Genomic DNA, 18910 nt, shown 5'->3' on the forward strand with positions numbered 1-18910 from the left:
TGTCGTCGGGGTTGGCCCCTTCACAAACCGATGACCGAACGATTACATTGGCGCACATCCATGGGAGCGCTCCCGCGACTCCCTCGGTCCTCTCACCACCACCCGCCTCCGGCGACGCCCACCACCCGCGACGCCCCCGTCCCCGCGTCCGGTGGGCGTCGCCGGAGGCACCATCGACAGGAGTTCCGCATGCAGCACCCGAACCGGCCCGGCCGGTCGGGCGCGGGCCGGCCCCGGCTCCGCCGCCTGCTCGCCGCCGGTGCCGCCCTGGCCAGCGGTCTGACTCTCGCCATCAGCGCGGTCCCGCTCACCGCCGGGGCCGCTCCCACCGCTGCCGGGCGCGCCGAGGCCGCCGGCACCGGCATGTTCAACTACCCCGAGGCGCTGCAGAAGTCGCTGCTGTTCTACGAGGCGCAGCAGTCCGGCAAGAAGCCGTCCTGGAACCGGGTCTCCTGGCGGGGCGACTCCGCGCTCACCGACGGGGCGGACGTCGGCGTGGACCTCACCGGCGGCTGGTACGACGCCGGCGACCACGTGAAGTTCGGCTTCCCGATGGCGTTCAGCGCCACCATGCTCGCCTGGGGCGCGGTCGAGTACCGCGACGGGTACGTCGCCGCAGGCCAGCTCACCCCGCTGCTGAACAACCTGCGCTTCGTCAACGACTACTTCATCAAGGCGCACCCCTCGGCCAACGTGCTCTACGGGCAGGTCGGCAAGGGCGACGACGACCACAAGTGGTGGGGCCCGGCCGAGGTGCTGCCCATGGCGCGGCCCGCGTACAAGATCGATTTGAGCTGTGGCGGCGCGGACCTGGCGGGGGAGACGGCGGCGGCGATGGCCGCGTCGTCGATGGTGTTCCGGCCCACCGACGCCGCCTACGCCGACAAGCTGCTCACCCACGCCAAGCAGCTCTACACGTTCGCCGACACGGTGCGCAAGAGCTACCACGAGTGCATCACCGACGCGACGAGCTTCTACAAGTCGTGGAGCGGCTACCAGGACGAACTCGTCTGGGGTGCGATCTGGCTGCACCGGGCCACCGGTGACGCCGCCTACCTGGCCAAGGCCGAGAGCGAGTACGACAAGCTCGGCACCGAGCCGCAGTCCACCACCCGGTCCTACAAGTGGACGATCGCCTGGGACAACAAGCAGTTCGGGGCGTACGTGCTGCTGGCCAACCTGACCGGCAAGCAGAAGTACGTCGACGACGCCAACCGGTGGCTCGACTACTGGACGGTCGGCGTCAACGGCCAGAAGGTGCCCTACTCTCCGGGCGGGATGGCCGTCCTCGACTCCTGGGGCGCGCTGCGGTACGCCGCCAACACCAGCTTCGCGGCGCTGGTCTACAGCGACAAGACCACCGACGCCACCCGCAAGGCCCGGTTCCACGACTTCGCCGTCCGGCAGGTCAACTACGCGCTCGGTGACAACCCGCGCAAGTCCAGCTACATGATCGGGTTCGGCGCCAACGCGCCGAAGAACCCGCACCACCGCACCGCCCACGGTTCCTGGTGGGACAGCCAGACCGTGCCCGTCGAGACCCGGCACGTGCTCTACGGCGCGCTGGTCGGCGGCCCGTCCTCGGCCAACGACGCCTACACCGACAGCCGGTCGGACTACGTGATGAACGAGGTCGCCACCGACTACAACGCCGGTTTCACCTCCGCCCTGGCCCGGCTCTCCCAGGAGTACGGCGGCACCCCGCTCGCCAATTTCCCCACCGCCGAGCAGCCGGACATCCCCGAGCTGACCGTGGAGACCACGGTGATGCAGGCCGAGCCCCGGGCCACCGGGCTCAAGGCGATCATCTACAACAAGTCGGCGTTCCCGGCGCGGGCGCTGACCAACGGGAAGTTCCGCTACTACTTCCGCCCCGAGGGCAGCACCGCCGTGCAGGTCACCCCCGGCTACACCCAGGGTTGCCCGTCGCCGTCGACCGCCAAGCAGCTCTCCGGCGACATCTGGTACGTCGAGGTGGACTGCACCGGTCAGACGATCGCCCCGGCCGGGCAGTCGCAGCACCGGATGGAGGTGCAGTTCAAGATCGGCGTACCGGAGGGCGGCACCTGGGACCCGACCAACGATCCGTCGTACCAGGCCACCGCCGGCCCGAACCCGAAGGTGCCGCTGTACGCCGGGACCACCCGGGTCTGGGGTGACGAGCCGACCTCGACGCCGAGCGACACCACCCCGCCCACCGTCCCCGGCACCCCCGTCGCCTCGGCGATCACGCCCACCGGCATGACGCTGACCTGGCCCGCGTCCACCGACACCGGTGGCAGCGGCCTGGCCGGCTACGACGTCGCCATGGAGCCGGTCGGCAGCGACGTGCGCTCCACCTTCCGCACCACCACCAACAGTCTGACCCTGACCACGCTCTCGCCCGCCAGCAACTACCGGTTCTCGGTCCTGGCCCGCGACGGCGCCGGCAACAGCTCGTTGTGGTCGTCGGCGCTCGCGGTGGCCACGCCGGCGGGCACCGGTTCGGACACCAGCGGGCCGACCCCGCCCGGCACCCCGACCGCGTCGAACATCGGCGCGACCGGGCTCACCCTGAGCTGGACGCCGTCCACCGACAACGTCGGGGTCACCGGTTACCGGGTCTACAAGACGTCCTGGCCCGCCCATCTCGTCGTCGCCACGAGCACCGGCACCACCGCCCAGGTGACCGGGCTGACGCCGGACACCTCGTACGGGCTCTACGTGGTGGCGGTGGACGCGGCCGGCAACCCGTCCACCCCGTCGAAGACGCTCACCGTGCAGACCCTGCCGGGCACCTCGACACCGACCCCGACGCCGACCTCCACCCCGACGCCCACCCCGACCCCGACCACGCCCGCCTCGTCGTGCAAGGTCGGTTACACCACCACCGACTGGACCAACGGCTTCACCGCCAGCGTCAGCATCACCAACACCGGTACGACCGCGCTCAACGGTTGGAGCCTGGCCTTCACCTTCCCGACCAGCGGTCAGAAGGTCAGCCAGGGCTGGTCGGCGACGTTCGCCCAGACGGGGGCGGCGGTGACCGCGACCAGCATGACCTACAACGGGGCGTTGGCCCCCGGTGCGTCCACCAGCATCGGGTTCAACGGCACCCACACCGGCAGCAACCCGAAGCCGACGAGCTTCACGCTCAACGGGGCCACCTGCACGGTCTCCTGAGCATCGACGTGACGTGGCCGGCACCGCACCTGCGGTGACCGGCCACGTCGCGTCGGACCAGGCCGGGTCAAAAATGTTCCGAAACTTTTCCGAAACACCTTTGTTCCGGCCGGTGCAGGATGGAAACATCGACGCTACTAGATTTAACAACCGAAGACGCCCGGCCGTCCCGCCCCGACGGCCCGGGTGTTGGCCAGCAAGGAGGCCACGATGGCAACAGGTCCATCCGTCCACCACGACGGCGGCCGGCGACGGCGATCGCCCGCCGTCCGGGCGCTGCTCGCTGGCGCGGTCGGCGTCGTGACGGTGGTATCCGCCGCGGTGATGATGCCGTCGGCGAACGCCGCCGCGAGCACGCTGGGCGCGGCCGCCGCGCAGTCGGGCCGGTACTTCGGCACGGCGATCGCAGCCGGCCGGCTCGGCGACTCGACGTACAGCACGATTGCCGGCCGCGAGTTCAACATGATCACGGCCGAGAACGAGATGAAGCCGGAAGCGACGCAGCCCCAGCGGGGCCAGTTCAACTTCAGCTCCGGTGACCAGATCTACAACTGGGCGACCCAGCGCGGCCTGAAGGTCCGGGGGCACACCCTGGCCTGGCACGCGCAGCAGCCGCCGTGGATGCAGAGCCTGAGCGGCAGCAACCTGCGCCAGGCGATGATCGACCACATCAACGGCGTGATGGGCCACTACAAGGGCAAGCTCGCCGCGTGGGACGTGGTCAACGAGGCGTTCAACGAGGACGGCAGCCGCCGGTCGTCGAACCTGCAGGGCACCGGCAACGACTGGATCGAGGTGGCGTTCCGCACCGCGCGGGCCGCCGACCCGTCGGTGAAGCTCTGCTACAACGACTACAACATCGAGAACTGGTCGTACGGCAAGACGCAGGGCGTCTACCGCATGATCCAGGACTTCAAGTCCCGGGGCGTGCCGATCGACTGCGTCGGCCTGCAGACCCACTTCACCGGGGGCAGCTCGCTGCCGAGCAACTTCCAGACCACGCTGTCCAGCTTCGCCGCCCTCGGCGTGGACGTGGCGCTGACCGAGGTCGACGTCACGAACTCCTCCACCACCCAGTACGCCGGGCTGACCCAGGCGTGCCTGAACGTGCCGCGCTGCATCGGCATCACCGTGTGGGGCGTGCGCGACAGCGACTCCTGGCGCTCCAACGAGAACCCGCTGCTGTTCGACGGCGGCGGCAACAAGAAGGCCGCGTACAACTCGGTCCTCAACGCGCTCAACGCGGCCCCGCCGACCTCCGGGCCGACCACGGGCCCGCCCACCACGCCCCCGCCCACCACGACTCCGCCGCCGAGCGGCGGCGCCGGCCGGATCGTCGGCGTGGCGTCGAACCGGTGCATCGACGTGCCGAACTCCACCCAGACCAACGGCACCCGGGTGCAGCTCTACGACTGCAACGGCCAGTCCAACCAGCAGTGGACGTACACCAGTAACAAGCAGTTGCGGGTCTACGGCACCAAGTGCCTGGACGCGAACGGCGCAGGCACCGCCAACGGCACCGGAATCATCATCTGGGACTGCAACAGCGGGGCCAACCAGCAGTGGAACATCAACGCCAACGGCACCATCACCGGCGTGCAGTCCGGCCGCTGCCTGGACGTCTGGGGCACCGGCAACGGCCAGCAGGTCCAGCTGTACGACTGCCACGGGCAGACCAACCAGCAGTGGCGCACCGACTTCGGTGGCAGCAACCCGCCCACCACCGCGCCGCCGACCACCCCGCCGCCGACGACCACGCCGCCCCCGGGTGGTGGCTGCGCGCTCCCGTCGACCTACCGGTGGTCGTCGACCGGCGCGCTGACCAGCCCGAAGAACGGCTGGGTCTCGCTCAAGGACTTCACCAACGTCGTCTACAACGGCAAGCACCTGGTCTACGGCTCGTACGTCAACAGCAGCGGCCAGTACAGCTCGATGAACTTCGGCACGTTCACCAACTGGTCGGACATGGCCTCGGCCAGCCAGAACGGCATGAGCCAGGGCACCGTCGCGCCCACCCTGTTCTACTTCGCCCCGAAGAACATCTGGGTGCTGGCGTACCAGTGGGGGCCGACCTCGTTCAGCTACAAGACGTCGAGCGACCCGACCAACGCCAACGGCTGGTCCTCGGCGCAGACGCTGTCCACCGCCACCCTCCCGGACGCCCCGTACGGTGTGATCGACCAGACCCTCATCGGTGACGACCAGAACATGTACCTGTTCTTCGCCGGGGACAACGGCAAGATCTACCGGTCGAGCATGCCGCTGGGGAACTTCCCGGGCAGCTTCGGGTCGAGCTACACGACGATCATGACCGACTCGACGAACAACCTGTTCGAGGGCGTCGAGGTCTACAAGGTGCAGGGCCAGAACCAGTACCTGATGATCGTCGAGGCGATCGGAAGTCAGGGGCAACGCTACTTCCGGTCGTTCACGTCCAGCAGCCTGGGCGGCTCGTGGACCCCGCAGGCCACCAGCGAGAGCAACCCCTTCGCCGGCAAGGCCAACAGCGGTGCCACGTGGACCAACGACATCAGCCACGGTGACCTGGTCCGCACCAACCCCGACCAGACCAAGACCGTCGACGCCTGCAACCTGCAGTTGCTCTACCAGGGCAAGGACCCGAACGCGAACACCGACTACAACCTGCTGCCGTGGCGGCCGGGTGTCCTCACCCTCCAGCGCTGAGGCACACCTTCGCACGCTGCACAACCGGGGCGTGCCCGGCACCTGAGGGTGCCGGGCACGCCCCGCCCGTTTCAGCCGGCCAGCTCCTCCGCGAGCAGGTCCATCAGCAGCGCGTCGTGCCAGCGCCCGTCCGCGCCCCGCTCGTACCGCCGCATGACGCCCACCGGACGGAACCCCACCTTCGCGTACGCCCGGATAGCCGCCGTGTTCGCCGCCGCCGGATCGACGGTGAACCGGTGGTGGCCGTACTCGTCGACCAGGTGCCGGACCAGGGTGCGGATCGCGTCCCCGCCCAGCCCGGTGCCGCGTACCGCCGGGTCGAGGAAGACGTCCAGGCTGACGTGGCGGTAGTCCGGGTCGGTCTCGGCGTACCACTGGATCGCCCCGACCAGCCGGCCGGCGTCCTCGATGGCGTAGACCGCCAGCGTGTCGTCGGCCAGGTCGGCCCGCACCGACGCGGCCAGGTCGTCGTCGCCGCGCCACCAGCGGCGCACCTCCGGGGTGGCCCGGATCGCGGCCAGGGCGGGCACGTCCGCCTCCGCCATCGGCCGCAGCGTGACCGTCCGCCCCCGCAGCACGCCGTCAGCCCCGGATCTCGCCGTGCTCGACGCAGACCGCCGCCCAGCCGACCGGTAGTACCTGCACCTTCATCCGCCGTCGGCAGTGCCCGCAGTAGCGCGGGGGCTCCAGCACGCGGGCCGCCGCGCAGCCCGGGTGCGGGCCCGCCGTGGCGTCCGCACCACAGCGGTCGCACCAGGTCGCGGCCGACGTCAGCACGGCGGAGCCCGCCGTACGACCGTCGATGATCGGGTCACCCGCGTCGGTCATCATCACCTCACAGGGTGGCGGAGAGCGCCTTGACCGGCATCTTCAGCTCGTCGAGCAGCTTCAGGTCGTCGGTCGCCGGCCGCCCCAGCGTGGTCAGGTAGTTGCCGACGATCACCGCGTTGATCCCGCCGAGCAGGCCGTCGCGGGTGCCCAGGTCACCGAGGGTGATCTCCCGGCCGCCCGCGTACCGCAGGATGGTGCGCGGCATGGCCAGCCGGAACGCGGCGATGGCCCGCAGCGCGTCCTTACCCTCCACCACCGGCCGGTCGCCCAGCGGCGTGCCCGGACGCGGGTTGAGGAAGTTCAGCGGCACCTCGTGCGGGTCCAGCTCGGCGAGCTGCGCGGCGAACTCGGCGCGCTGCTCCACGGTCTCGCCGAGGCCGAGGATGCCGCCGCAGCAGACCTCCATGCCCGATTCGCGGACCATCCGCAGGGTCTCCCAGCGCTCCTCCCACGAGTGCGTGGTGACCACGTTCGGGAAGTACGAGCGGCAGGTCTCCAGGTTGTGGTTGTAGCGGTGCACACCCATCTCGACCAGGTCGTCGACCTGCTCCTGGCTGAGCATCCCCAGCGACGCGGCGACCTGGATGTCGACCTCCGCGCGGATCGCGGCGACCCCCTCGCGCATCTGCTTCATCAGCCGGTCGTCGGGGCCGCGCACGGCGGCCACGATGCAGAACTCGCTCGCCCCGGTCGCCGCCGTCTGCTTCGCCGCCTCCACCAGCGACGGAATGTCCAGCCACACCGACCGGACCGGCGAGGTGAACAGGCCGGACTGCGAGCAGAAGTGGCAGTCCTCCGGGCAGCCGCCGGTCTTCAGCGAGACGATCCCCTCGACCTCGACCTCCGGACCGCACCAGCGCATCCGCACCTCGTGGGCGAGCTGGAGGGCGGCGGTGAGGTGCTCGTCGGGCAGGGTCAGCACCGCGAGGACACCGGCCTGGTCGAGGCCGACGCCGTCGCCCAGCACCTGGGTCCGGGCCTGGTCGAGGATCTCTGGCATGGCTCGTACCCTACAAGGCCGGTGCGGGCCGGGAAACGCCCGAGCCGACGGCCCCCGGCCACCCCGGCAGCCCCTTCCGCGTGGCGGTGCGGCGGGCCCGCCGCCACGCCGGTGCCGGCCCGGCGGATGGTAATTTCGCCCGGCGGCGGCAACGCCGTCACCCACCGGCACGGGCCGGTCGTCCCCGGGCGGCAGACGCCCGGCGGACGGGCGGGAGGCAGGTCGGACGACGGACGGAGGCGGTGACCGGTGGCGGACTGGCTGGCGGCCCTGGACCGTCGCGCCGCGCTGCGGGCGAAGGCGGGGCTCACCCGTACCCTACGCCCCCGCGCCGCCGGTGACCCGGACGTCGATCTGGCCGGCAACGACTACCTGGGCCTTTCCACCCACCCCGAGGTGGTGGCCGCCGCCGGCCGGGCCCTGTCCGGGTACGGGCTGGGCGCCACCGGCTCCCGCCTGGTCCGGGGCTCAACCGACGTCCACCACGCGCTCGAGGACGACCTGGCCGACTGGCTCGGCGTCGACCGGGCACTCGTCTTCTCCTCCGGCTACCTGGCCAACCTGGCGGCCGTCCGGGGCCTGGTGCAGCCGCGTACCCTGCTCGTCTCCGACGCCCACAACCACGCCTCGCTGATCGACGGCTGCCGGATCTCCGGCGCGGAGACGGTGGTCACCGCGCACGCCGACGTCGACGCGGTGGCCGCCGCGCTCGCCGCTGCGCCGGGCCGCCCGGCGGTGGTGGTCACCGAGTCGGTGTTCTCCGTCGACGGCGACCTCGCGCCGCTGGCCGCGCTGCACGCGGTGGCCCGGCGGCACGGCGCGCTGCTGCTGATCGACGACGCGCACGGGCTCGGCGTCACCGGCCCGGCCGGTGCCGGCGCGGTGGCCGCCGCCGGGCTCGCCGGCGCGCCGGACGTGGTGGTCACCGCGACCCTGTCCAAGGCGCTCGGCGGTGCCGGTGGGGTGGTCGCCGGCCCGGCCGAGTTCGTCAGGCACCTGGTGGAGACCGGGCGGACCTTCATCTTCGACACCGCGCCGCCGCCGGCCGTCGCCGCCGGGGTACGCGCCGCCGTGGCGCTGGCCCGCGCCGCCGACGACCTGCGCGCCGAGCTGACCGACCGGGCCGGCTACGCGGTACGCCGCCTCGGCGCGGCCGGGCTGCCGGTGTCCACCCCCGACGCCGCCGTGGTGTCGGTGACCGCACCCGGCCCGGAGGCCGCCACCGCCTGGGCGGCCGACTGCCGGGCCCGGGGCGTCGCGGTCGGCTGTTTCCGCCCACCGTCCACCCCGGACCACCGCTCCCGCCTTCGGCTGACCCTCTCCACCGGGGTCACCCGGGCGGATTTCGAACACGCCCTGGAGACCATCGTGGAGTGCGCCCCGCAGTCGCGAACCGAGGTGGTTCTGTGAGCGTGAGGAGTGAGCCGGGTTTGCGAGCCCCGCAGTCGCGAACCGAGGTGGTCCTGCCTTGAGTGGATGGAAGGGTGCGGTGCTGGTCACCGGGACCGACACCGAGGTCGGCAAGACGGTGGTGACAGCGGCGATCACGGCCGCCGCGCAGGCCGCCGGCCTGCGGGTCGCGGTGGTCAAGCCGGGCCAGTCGGGGACGGCCACCGGCGAGCCCGGCGACGTGGACGCGGTGACCCGGCTGGCCGCCCCGCTGACCGGTCGTACCCTGGCCAGCTACCCCGACCCGTTGGCCCCGCTGGCCGCCGCCCGGGTGGCCGAGCTGGAGCCGTTGGAGCTGTACACGGCCGTCGACGCGATCCGCGCGGAGGTCGACAAGCACGACCTGGTGCTCGTCGAGGGGGCCGGGGGACTGCTGGTGCCGATGGGGCTGCGTCCGTCGGGTGAGGCGTGGACCGTCGCCGACCTGGCGGTGTCGCTGGGCGCCCCGGCGGTGGTGGTGGCCCGGGCCGGGTTGGGCACCCTCAACCACACCGCGCTCACCCTGGAGGCCCTGGAGCGCCGGGCCGTGCCCGCCGGGGTGGTGATCGGTGCGTGGCCGGCGGAGCCGCAGCTGGTGCACTGGGCGAACCTGACGGAGCTGGTGCCGAACCTGCTCGGCGCGCTGCCGGCGGGGGCCGGGGCGATGGACCCGGGGGTGTTCCGCCGGTCCGCCCCGGGCTGGCTCACCCCCGACCTGTACGGGGTGCTCGACGACTGGCGCACCTGGGCCGAGGACGCCGGCTGAACACCTGACCGGCGCTGCCGGTGCTCTCACTCGGCGGCCGGGACCGGCCTGGGTCGGTCGTCCTGCGCCGGCCGTGGGGCGACGACCTGCACGCCGACGTCGGCGTCGCGGTTCTGCGCCTCGATCCAGGTGTCCAGGGCGGTCCGGCAGGCGTGGTCGACGTGCCGCAGGCCGCCGAGGTCCAGCCGTACCCGCCGGTCGTCGGGCAGGGCGTCGAGCGTGGCGAGGATGGTGGGCAGCCGCAGGAACGTGGCGTTGCCGGTGATCGCCACCTGCACCGGGTCGACGTCGTCGTGCACGACGACCCGCACGTGGGAGGTCTCCCAGGCGGTCTTGACCACGGCCAGCCCGAGGCCGAGGAGCACACCGGTGAACAGGTCGGTGCCGAGGATCGCCGCAGCGGTCACCACCAGCACCACCGCCTCGCCCCGGTGCTGCCGCCACAGCTCGGGCAGGGCCCGCCACGGCAGCAGCTTGCACCCCGCGTGCACCAGCACGGCGGCCAGCGCGGGCATCGGGATCAACCCGACCAGCCCGGGTACGGCGGCGACGAAGAGCAGCAGCCACCCGCCGTGCAGCACCCGGGACGCCTTCGTCCGCGCGCCGGCCCGTACGTTGGCGGAGCTGCGCACGATGACGGCGGTCATCGGCAGCGCGCCGAGCAGCCCGCAGACCGTGTTGCCGGTGCCCTGGGCGACGAGTTCCCGGTCGAAGTCGGTCCGGGGGCCCTGGTGCATCCGGTCGACGGCCGCCGCGCTGAACAGACTCTCCGCCGAGGCGACCAGGGCGAACGTGACGATGGTGGCGAGCATCCCCGGGTCGGTGAGGGCCGTCCAGTGCCCGAGTGACGGGGTGAGCGCGGCGAGTATCCCCTCCACCGTGATCGTGTCCACGGGCAGCCGCAGGGCGGCGCTCGCCGCCGCCGCGGCGACCACGGCGACCAGCGCGCCGGGGACCAGGCCCGGCCGGCCGGGCAGCCGGTCCCACAGCAGCATGACCGCGAGCGTGGCGAGGCCGAGGGCGAGTGACACCCGCGCCGTGCCGGAGCCGGTCAGCTCGCCGGCCAGGGCGGGTAGCCCGGTGAACCCGGCGAGCCCGGTCGGTGGCGTGTCCGCCCCGGCCAGCACGTGGAGCTGTCCGGCGACCAGCAGCAGGCCGATCCCGGTGAGCATGCCGTGCACCACGGCCACCGAGATGGCCCGGAACCACCGGCCGAGCCGCAACAGTCCCAGTCCGATCTGGAGCAGGCCGGCGACCAGCACGATGGTGCCGAGGCCGGCCAGGCCGTACCGTTCCACGGCCTCGGCGACGAGCACGGTCAGTCCGGCGGCGGGCCCGCTCACCTGGAGGCTGCTGCCCGGCATCACCCCCACCACCAGCCCACCGACCACCCCGGTCACCAGCCCGAGTTCGACGGGCACCCCGGAGGCGACCGCGATCCCGACGCACAGCGGCAACGCCACCAGGAACACCACGAGCGACGCCGGCACGTCCCGCCGCCACTCTCCCCACCTCACCGCCCCCCACCACCCAACGCCACCCCACCCGTGCACGCCACCCTGTCCCGTGCCACCCCACCCGCTCCGGTGATCAAGAGGTTCGCGTCAACGTTGATCTCCGAACTGACTCGAACCTCTTGATCAACCTGGACGGGCGGGGGGAGTGGGGAGGGGGTGGGGTGCATGTGGACCTCCCGGCTCGGTGTGGCGCTGGGCGTCACGCCGGGTTCAACCCTTGGTGGGGAGTGGGAGTTACGCCTGTTTCCGCAGGTGAGCGGCGTTCGGGCAGGCTACGGCGTGGTGGTGCGGCGGACCACGAACGCGTCGGGCATCCGGAAGGTGAGGTTGTCCGGGCACCACGGCGGACGGACCACCGTCACCGCGTCCAGCAGCGGCGCCGCCTCGGCGACCACCACCGCCGCCTCCAGTCGGGCCAGGTGCGCGCCGACGCAGCGGTGCGCCCCCGCCCCGAAGGCCAGGTGCCGGCGGGACCCGCGCTGCCCCGGGCGGAACCCGGCCGGGTCGGCCACCACCTCCGGGTCGCAGCCGGCGCGGGCCAGCCACAGCAGCATCGAGCTGCCCGCCGGCACCGGCGTACCGCCCAGGGTCGTGTCGAACGCCGCCACCCGCCGCCAGGTGACGATCGGTGGCTCCCGGCGCAGGCCCTCCTCGACCACGTCGGCGACGGCGACCGTGCCGGCCCGCAGCCCGGCGCGCACCCCCGGTTCGCCGGTGAGCCGGTGCAGCAGCAGGGTGAGGAACTGACTGGTGGTCTCCTGGCCGGCGACCAGCAGGAAGAACAGCGCCCCGACCACCACGTCCGGGGGGTGCCCGGCGGCGCGCAGCCGACCGGCCAGGCCGCCGCCGGTGCCGGCGAACTCCCGCAGTACGGCGTGGAACCGGCCCACCTCGACGGCGAGGGTCTGCTGCCGGTCGGCGTCCAGCGGGGCCCAGAACAGTTCCAGTGCCGCCCGCGCGAAGTCCTTCACCGCACCCACCGGGGCGTCCGGCAGCTCGACCAGCCGGGCCAGCGCCAGCAACGGCAGGTCGGCGGCGAGCCGGGCGTGCAGGTCGACCGGCCGACCGGCGGCCAGGTCGGCCGCGATGTCGGCGACCCGGGCCCGGACCAGGGCGGTCAGCCACGGTCGCTGGGCGGCCACCCGGTCGGGGTGCAGCGCCTCGGCGACGATCGCCCGGATCGCCGGGTGGCTGGGGCCGGCGTTGTTCGCCAGCGTCGGCGGCAGCCGGAACCGGTGCGCGGTGAGCACCCGCAGCGCGGCCACCGGGATCGGGGTCACCGCGTCCAGGGCGTTGTCGGGCCGCCAGGTCGCCGCGTCGGCGAGCACCTGCCGGACCAGCGCGTGCCGCGTCACCACCAGGTGCACGCCGCCGACCCGGTCGACGACCGTCGCCACGTCCGGCCAGGGCCCGTCGACGGAAGCCTCCCACCCCCGGAACAGCACCCGGTCACGCTAGCGGGCGGCCCCCGGCGGGGCGGGGTCCAGTTCCCACACCGTGGTGTGCTTCACCCGGACGCTCTCCAACGCCTCCGGCACCGGCACGTCGTAGCCGGCCAGCTCGCGGAACCGTTCCCGGGGCAGGAACGCCCGGCCCGGATCGCCGACCAGCACCCGGGCACCGGAGCGGGCGGCCCGCAGCAGGAAGCGCAGCACCCGGCGGGCCATCGCCTCGCTGTAGAAGACGTCCCCGGCGAGCAGCACCTCGGCGTCCCCGGCGTCGCCGTCGAGCACGTCGGCCAGCTCGGCGTCGACGCGTACCCCGTTGGCGTGGGCGTTGAGGGCGACGGCGGCGACGGCCCGCTCGTCGATCTCCACCGCCCGCACGGCCGCCGCGCCGGCCCGTGCGGCGGCGATGGCGACCAGGCCGGAGCCGGAGGCGAGGTCGAGCACCCGGCGACCGGCGACCGTCTCCGGGTGGTCGGTGACGTACCGGGCCAGGCCCTGCCCACCGGCCCAGGCGAAGGCCCAGAACGGCGGCGGCTGGGAGCTGCGGAACTCGCCCTCGGTCAGCTCCCACAGGCCGATCGGCTCGTCGGCCTGGTGCAACCGCACCTCGGGCACGAAGGCGACCGGGGCGAGTCGGGCGTGCAGCCGGACGAAGGCCGCGGAGAGATCGGACACCCGCCCAGGATGTCAGCCGGGCGAACCCCGGCGCGGTCGACCCTCACCGGCCCGACGAAGCGGCCTAGCCCACACCGTCACCCGGCGTGTCGGCGAGGACGGGTGACCGGTTCACCACTGTCGGTGTTAACCCGCACCGTACTTGCCGATCGGCGCGAACACGCCCGTCTACCGGCTTCCCCATCCTGCTCATAGCGTGGCGAGTGGACAAGACCGACGGGAGGAGCGAGGCGGTGGTGATGGTGTGGCGGAACGCGCTACGGGTCGGGGCGGTGCTGGCCTGCCTGTCGGGGACAGGGCTCGTCGGGCCGACACCGGCGTCGGCGGCGGACCGCTTCTCCACCGAGCTGAGTGGCCTGCCCGCCCAGTTCACCGCCGGGGACCAGGTGCGGACGGTCTCGGCGGTGGTGTCCCGCCAGGGCAACGGCGGCTGTGTGAAGGTCCGCTGGTCGATGGTGCTCTCGGTGCAGGGGCTGCGACTGGACCAGGTCAAGATGGACCGGGTCGAGGAGACCGGCTCGTTCCCGCTGGACATCCGGGCACAGGGGGACGTGGCCCGGTTGACCGACCGGCAGCTCGACCCGGGCACCCTCTGCCCGGACCGTACGGTCACCGCCACCTACCGGGTGGCCTTCGCCGAGGACGTCACCCGGGGCCGGATCACCATGGCCGCCGAGGCGTACGACCCGAACCTGCGGCTGCTCGCCCGACGCACCGCCACCCGGCAGGTCGTCGGTACGGGCCCTGCGCCCACCACGGCCGCACCCGAGCCGACCACCGCGTCGCCGGAGCCGACCGAGGAGGTGCTGGAGCCGAGCGAGGAGGAGACCGAACCGACCGAGGAGGCGCTGGCCGAGGTGCCGCCACCGGCCGCGGCGAACCGTTCGGCCGACCAGAGCGGGGGCTTCGGGCTGGTGCAGGCGGCGTTCCTGCTCGGCGGCCTGCTGCTCTTCCTCGGTGTCGGCCTGCTGATGCGGCTGCGGCAGCTCACCCGGACCACGTCCGACGGTGTGGCGGGCGAGGATGCCCGCCCGGTCCGTCGCCCGGTCCGCTGGACCACCGTCCGACGGTGATCGGGGGCCGCCGGGGCCGGGTGGCGCCACCACCCGGCCCCGGCGGGTTTCACTTCGCGAACACCTGGAACTCGGCGATCCGCACCTGGTCGCGTGCCGGGCTGGCGGTCGCGCAGTCGGTCCGGGTCGCCGGGTCGTCGTCCTGCTCACCGGCGTACGCCGGGCCGCCGGTGCACTGACTGGCCAGCACCTCCAGCCGGACGTGGGTGGCGACGGTGGCCGGCACCCGGAACGACCGGGCGATCAGGTCCCGGCTGTAGGCCCGGTACTTCCCACCGGGGAACGCGTCGTCGGCGCTGGTGTAGACCCGGGTCCAGCGGGCCGGGTCGGCGCAGTCGGTGGTGGTCGCGTCGCAGGTCGACACCGCGAACGACCGCAGCGCGCTCAGCGCGTTCTGCGCACCGGGGTCGGCGTCGCCGGTGATCGCCGGGCGGAGCATGGCGCTGACGGTGACCCGCTGCACCGGCTGCGGCGTGCCGAAGGGCAGTGTCACGGTGACCTGCTTGCCGGCCACCCCGGTCAACGACGCCCAGTTGGTGGCCTCGGTGTCGTCGGCGATCCGGTCCAGGTTCACCCCGTCTCCGGCGATGCTCGCCCCCGACCTGGTGGACGCCAGGTTCTGGCTCAGCCGCAGGTCGACGTACCCCTGCTGGCCGGCCTTCGCGACCACCTCCAGGCGCTGGTGGCCGAAGCCGGGGGCGACCGCCAGCAGCTGGTACGTCCCGGCGACGGCCTCGAAGGTGGCCGGCAGCGCGGTGGCCGGGTCGGTGTCGGCGACGGGGGTGGCCCGCGCCTCGTAGTCACCGACGTAGAGCCGGATCGGCGCGTTGACGCTGTCGCCCCGGGGGCGCAGGGTCAGCGTGGCGTTACCGCCGGCCGGGCTGGCGAAGCTCGGCGTCGGGTCGGTGTCGGCGGCGCCGACGGTGGCGGCGTCCCGACCCATCCCGGAGCGGGCGAACTCGGCCCAGATCAGCTCCTGGTTGGCCCCGCCGAAGCGCAGCCGGTCGGCGGTGAGCAGGTTGTCCCGCATGTCGAGCATGCTGACCTGGCTGGCCGCCTGGAGCAGGAACGAGTCGAAGACCAGCTGCACCCAGCGCCGGTTGCCGGGGCAGTTCTCGGCGGCCACCCGGCCCTGGGCGCAGTCGAGCTGCCGCGCCGGGGTGCCCAGGCCGTACTTCTTGACCAGGGCGGCGCGGATGCGGAAGTTGGTCGCGCCCCAGATCTCCCCGTCGGCGTGCACCGCCGGCCCGCCGGTGTTGTAGCCGACGTCGGAGTAGTTGAGCGGGCTGCGGCTCAGGTCGTAGTTGCGGATGCCGCTGACCAGGTTGCCGGTGACGTAGCCGCCGGTGACGAAGGGCGTCTCGCCGGGGGCGCGCAGGCCGTGCTCGTAGAGGTACTCGGCGGCGAGCAGGTCGCTCCACGACTCGCCCATCGCCCCGCCCTGGTGGCCGCCGACCCCGCTGTCCGGGCCGGCGATCATCCGGTTGGTGATGGCGTGGGTGTACTCGTGGCCGATCACCGTCATGTCGTAGTCGCCGTCGACACACGGCGGGTACGGCCCACCGGCCTGCGGCTGCCACAGGTACATGTTGGTGCTCGGCGGCAGCCCGTCGCGCGGGGTGGACTGGTTGGCGTTGTTCCGGTTGCCGCTCAGCGCGCCCTGCTGGGCCCGCCCCTGCTCGGCGTCGCCGCCCAGCCCGGCGCCGCTGACGTTGACCGCCTGGAGGTTCCAGGTGGCCTCGGTGAAGCCCAGGTGCCAGGCCCAGTCGTGCATCCGGTTGTGCATGGCGAACAGGTTGGCGGTGGCGGCGTCGGCGTCGTTGCGTTGGGCGGAGGTGAACGCCGCCGGGTTGCAGCGGGCCTGGTGCCACTGGTCGGTGAACGGGTACTCGTAGCGCCGGTCCGGGCGGTCGGGGGCGTTGACCATCGGGCTGCCGGCACCCCAGGAGACCACGGTGTTGGCGGAGTTGCCCCGGGTGGTGCCGGTGGGTGCCCCGGTGGCGAGGTCGACGTCCCAGGGTTGCCCGCCCGCCGGGTCGCGGAAGGCGGCGGCGCAGTCGGGTGCGGGGCTGGCGCACCAGCGGACCCGGGGGTCCTGCCCGGGGGCGAGGTCCTGCGGCGGGGTGGCCGGGTAGACCGCCCAGCTCGGGTTGTCGGAGTCGAAGTCGACAAGATCCTCGCGGACCAGCACCTTCCCGGTGATCCCGTCGACGTAGGTGGTGAACGCGGCCGGGTGGTCGCTGTCCCGCCCGATCAGGGTCACCTCGTAGGCGGCCCGGTTGCCGTCGGCCGGGGTGGGCACGGCGACCGGGCGCACCCGGTGGCTGGCCACCGCGTCGGCGGCCAGGCCGGCGTCGGCGAGCGCGTCGGCGTACGCCTGCCCGGCGGTGCGGGTGGCCGGGGTGGGAGCCGAGGCGTCCCGGGTCAGCGAGGAGCTGACCGAGAGCACGGTGCCGTCGGCGACCGCCACGGTGACCAGCCCGTCGTGGCCGGCGGGCAGGTCGCCGAAGCGCTGCCGCAGGGTGACCACCGCGCCGTCGCCGATCCGCCGGACCAGCACCCGGTCGAGCGCGGTCACCGCGTCGGCGTCCAGCCCGAACAGGTCCCGTTGGGTGGTGAGGTAACGCCGGGCGGCGGCCTCCGGGTCGGTGGGCAGGCCGGTGGCGAGCCGGGCCGGGCCGAGGGCGTGCGGGGTGCCGAGCCGGTTCCAGCGCACCGGGGCGCCGGTGGCGCGGGCCAGGCTGCGTTGGCGGGCGTCGGGTGCGGCCGTACCGGTGCGGTTGTCGACGTCGGCGGCCTGGTGGCGGTCGTCGGCGAACGAGCCGGAGCGGCCCGGGGCCGGGGCCGCGGTGTCGCCCGGCGCGGCCGTGGCGGTGCCTCCGCCGGGCAGCAGGGCGGCGACCACGGCGGCGGTCGCCAGTACGGGAACGAGCCGGCGTCGATGCCGGCTCGTTCGGGGTGTCCACTCCGGTCTGGGCACGGATCCTCCTCGTGGGAGCGGGGACCGGCGCACCGCCGGCCCGGCGCAGGCGGGGTAACGCATGCGCATACGTGGATACCAGGCGGATCGGGCGGGGGCAATGGCGTGCGGTGCGCGGATCAGACGAGCTGGGCGGGGTCGAGCCCCAGTTCCCGGGCCGTGACCAGCCGGATCCACTCGCCGAACTGTCGCCGGGAGATCACCCGCTCGTGCACGGCGAGCTGGACGGCGAGCCCGTCCATCACCGCGTTGATCCGCCAGGCGGCACCGGCGGGGTCGGCGCAGTCGAAGGTCCCGTCGGCCACCCCGGCCGAGATCACCGCCGCCAGGTCCTGCCGCCAGCGCAGGTCCAGCCGCCGGCAGACCTTCTCCAGTTCCGGGGTGCGCAGCGACTCCGCCCAGCCGTCGATCCACATCGCCCAGGGGCGGCCGGTGGGGGTGTAGAGGCGCAGGATGCGCCGCAGCTTGGTCAGCGGCGGGGTGGCGGAGCGCAGCACCGCGTCCAGCCGGGACAGCTCCTGCTCGACGGCGTACGCGAACGCCTGGGCGAGCAGCCGCTCCTTGGTGGCGAAGTGGTAGAAGACCAGCGCCTGGCTGACCCCGGCGGCGGCGGCCACGTCGGCGGTGCGGGTGTTGGCGAGTCCACGCTCGACGATCACGTCGCAGGCCGTGCGCAGCAGGGAATCCAGGCGGACATCGGCGGCGGCACGTCTCGTCACGCCGCTACGGTAACCTATCGAACCGACCACGGGGAGTTACCGACCCGCCCGATCCGACTGCCGGTAGTCGGAAGCCGGACAGCATCGCACCGGCGGGTCGGCTACCTTGCCGACCTGTTCGGTAGGGGTGCGGACGACGTGTCCCATCCGCGCCGACCAACTCTCCTAGGAAGCTCTGCGGGCGGTGGTGCCGGTCACCACCGCAGAGACCGGACGCGCCGTCGGTGGCCCCGATTTGGCATCGGTGAGGCCGCTCGGCTAGAGTTTCCATCCGTCACCGGGTGTCATCCCGGAGGCAAGCGGACGTAGCGCAGCTGGTAGCGCATCACCTTGCCAAGGTGAGGGTCGCGGGTTCGAATCCCGTCGTCCGCTCGGAGCTGCCGCCACGCATGACGGGGGCAACCTCGGTGGGGTGGCCGAGAGGCGAGGCAACGGCCTGCAAAGCCGTGTACGCGGGTTCAAATCCCGTCCCCACCTCGGTAACAAGCACGGGCGATTGGCGCAGTGGGAGCGCGCTTCCTTGACACGGAAGAGGTCACTGGTTCAAACCCAGTATCGCCCACGCGGTCACTAGGGCCACCTTCCGACACGGAAGGTGGCCCTAGTGCTGTCCGCCCCCGCTGCTG

General features: G+C 73.0%; 13 protein-coding genes and 3 tRNA genes. 8 read left to right on the plus strand and 8 right to left on the minus strand.

The annotated features are described in order from the left end of the window. Positions 1-189: 189 nt before the first annotated feature. Entirely contained in the window at positions 190-3162 is a 2973-nt protein-coding gene (locus JQX11_RS06465; protein WP_204924039.1) for a glycoside hydrolase family 9 protein, read from the plus strand. 210 nt (positions 3163-3372) lie between these two features. Then, positions 3373-5847, plus strand: a complete 2475-nt coding sequence (locus tag JQX11_RS06470) for a non-reducing end alpha-L-arabinofuranosidase family hydrolase (protein ID WP_204924040.1) — start codon at positions 3373-3375, stop codon at positions 5845-5847. Between the two features lie 71 nt (positions 5848-5918). On the opposite strand, the gene JQX11_RS06475 is transcribed toward JQX11_RS06470, so the two are convergent. Genes JQX11_RS06475 through bioB form a run of 3 tightly spaced genes read right to left on the minus strand, consistent with a single transcriptional unit; the run spans position 5919 to position 7678 of the window. After that, positions 5919-6425, minus strand: a complete 507-nt coding sequence (locus JQX11_RS06475) for a GNAT family N-acetyltransferase (protein ID WP_204924041.1) — start codon at positions 6423-6425, stop codon at positions 5919-5921. Positions 6426-6429: 4 nt separating this feature from the next. After that, positions 6430-6675, minus strand: a complete 246-nt coding sequence (bsaP, locus tag JQX11_RS06480; protein WP_204924167.1) for a biotin synthase auxiliary protein BsaP — start codon at positions 6673-6675, stop codon at positions 6430-6432. A 7-nt stretch (positions 6676-6682) separates the two neighbouring features. Beyond that, a complete protein-coding gene (gene bioB, locus JQX11_RS06485; RefSeq protein ID WP_088645442.1) occupies positions 6683-7678 on the minus strand; it encodes a biotin synthase BioB in 996 nt (331 codons plus the stop codon). A 249-nt stretch (positions 7679-7927) separates the two neighbouring features. Here bioB and JQX11_RS06490 point away from each other — a divergent pair, with 249 nt between their 5' ends. Together JQX11_RS06490 and bioD are read left to right on the plus strand one after the other, a co-directional pair. Continuing rightward, a complete protein-coding gene (locus tag JQX11_RS06490; RefSeq protein WP_204924042.1) occupies positions 7928-9088 on the plus strand; it encodes an 8-amino-7-oxononanoate synthase in 1161 nt (386 codons plus the stop codon). Between the two features lie 79 nt (positions 9089-9167). Beyond that, positions 9168-9872, plus strand: a complete 705-nt coding sequence (gene bioD, locus JQX11_RS06495; protein WP_204924168.1) for a dethiobiotin synthase — start codon at positions 9168-9170, stop codon at positions 9870-9872. A 26-nt stretch (positions 9873-9898) separates the two neighbouring features. Here bioD and JQX11_RS06500 read toward each other — a convergent pair whose 3' ends face one another. The 3 genes from JQX11_RS06500 to JQX11_RS06510 all read right to left on the minus strand — a co-directional run bounded on the left by JQX11_RS06500 (position 9899) and on the right by JQX11_RS06510 (position 13512). After that, complete coding sequence (locus tag JQX11_RS06500; protein WP_204924043.1) at positions 9899-11389, minus strand: SulP family inorganic anion transporter; 1491 nt, start codon at positions 11387-11389, stop codon at positions 9899-9901. A gap of 272 nt (positions 11390-11661) precedes the next feature. Continuing rightward, positions 11662-12834, minus strand: a complete 1173-nt coding sequence (locus JQX11_RS06505; RefSeq protein WP_204924044.1) for a cytochrome P450 — start codon at positions 12832-12834, stop codon at positions 11662-11664. A gap of 9 nt (positions 12835-12843) precedes the next feature. Next, positions 12844-13512: a class I SAM-dependent methyltransferase gene (locus tag JQX11_RS06510; protein WP_204924045.1), complete on the minus strand. Its 669-nt coding sequence runs from the start codon at positions 13510-13512 to the stop codon at positions 12844-12846. Positions 13513-13715: 203 nt separating this feature from the next. On the opposite strand from JQX11_RS06510, the gene JQX11_RS06515 reads away from it, so the two are divergent. Next, positions 13716-14585, plus strand: a complete 870-nt coding sequence (locus tag JQX11_RS06515) for a hypothetical protein (protein WP_307826088.1) — start codon at positions 13716-13718, stop codon at positions 14583-14585. 49 nt (positions 14586-14634) lie between these two features. Here the strand turns inward: JQX11_RS06515 and JQX11_RS06520 are convergent, their stop codons facing one another. Together JQX11_RS06520 and JQX11_RS06525 are read right to left on the minus strand one after the other, a co-directional pair. Continuing rightward, a complete protein-coding gene (locus tag JQX11_RS06520) occupies positions 14635-17565 on the minus strand; it encodes a M36 family metallopeptidase (protein ID WP_204924046.1) in 2931 nt (976 codons plus the stop codon). 119 nt (positions 17566-17684) lie between these two features. Beyond that, on the minus strand, positions 17685-18284 hold the full coding sequence (locus JQX11_RS06525) for a TetR/AcrR family transcriptional regulator (protein WP_204924047.1): 600 nt from the start codon (positions 18282-18284) through the stop codon (positions 17685-17687). 299 nt (positions 18285-18583) lie between these two features. Between JQX11_RS06525 and JQX11_RS06530 the strand changes: the two genes are divergently transcribed. From JQX11_RS06530 to JQX11_RS06540, 3 genes are all read left to right on the plus strand, one after another. Then, a tRNA-Gly gene (locus tag JQX11_RS06530) sits at positions 18584-18656 on the plus strand. Between the two features lie 34 nt (positions 18657-18690). Next, positions 18691-18761, plus strand: a tRNA-Cys gene (locus tag JQX11_RS06535). Positions 18762-18774: 13 nt separating this feature from the next. Further along, positions 18775-18846: transfer RNA gene (locus JQX11_RS06540), tRNA-Val, on the plus strand. Positions 18847-18910 lie beyond the last annotated feature (64 nt).

It is taken from the genome of Micromonospora humida, assembly GCF_016901255.1.
Classification (GTDB): Bacteria; Actinomycetota; Actinomycetes; order Mycobacteriales; family Micromonosporaceae; genus Micromonospora; species Micromonospora wenchangensis.

Bases quoted from the DNA above. Each gene is read 5' to 3' on its own strand.
- bioB (WP_088645442.1), bottom strand. From the start codon at position 7,678: ATGCCAGAGATCCTCGACCAGGCCCGGACCCAGGTGCTGGGCGACGGC.
- bsaP (WP_204924167.1), bottom strand. From the start codon at position 6,675: ATGACCGACGCGGGTGACCCGATCATCGACGGTCGTACGGCGGGCTCC.
- JQX11_RS06470 (WP_204924040.1), top strand. From the start codon at position 3,373: ATGGCAACAGGTCCATCCGTCCACCACGACGGCGGCCGGCGACGGCGA.
- JQX11_RS06465 (WP_204924039.1), top strand. From the start codon at position 190: ATGCAGCACCCGAACCGGCCCGGCCGGTCGGGCGCGGGCCGGCCCCGG.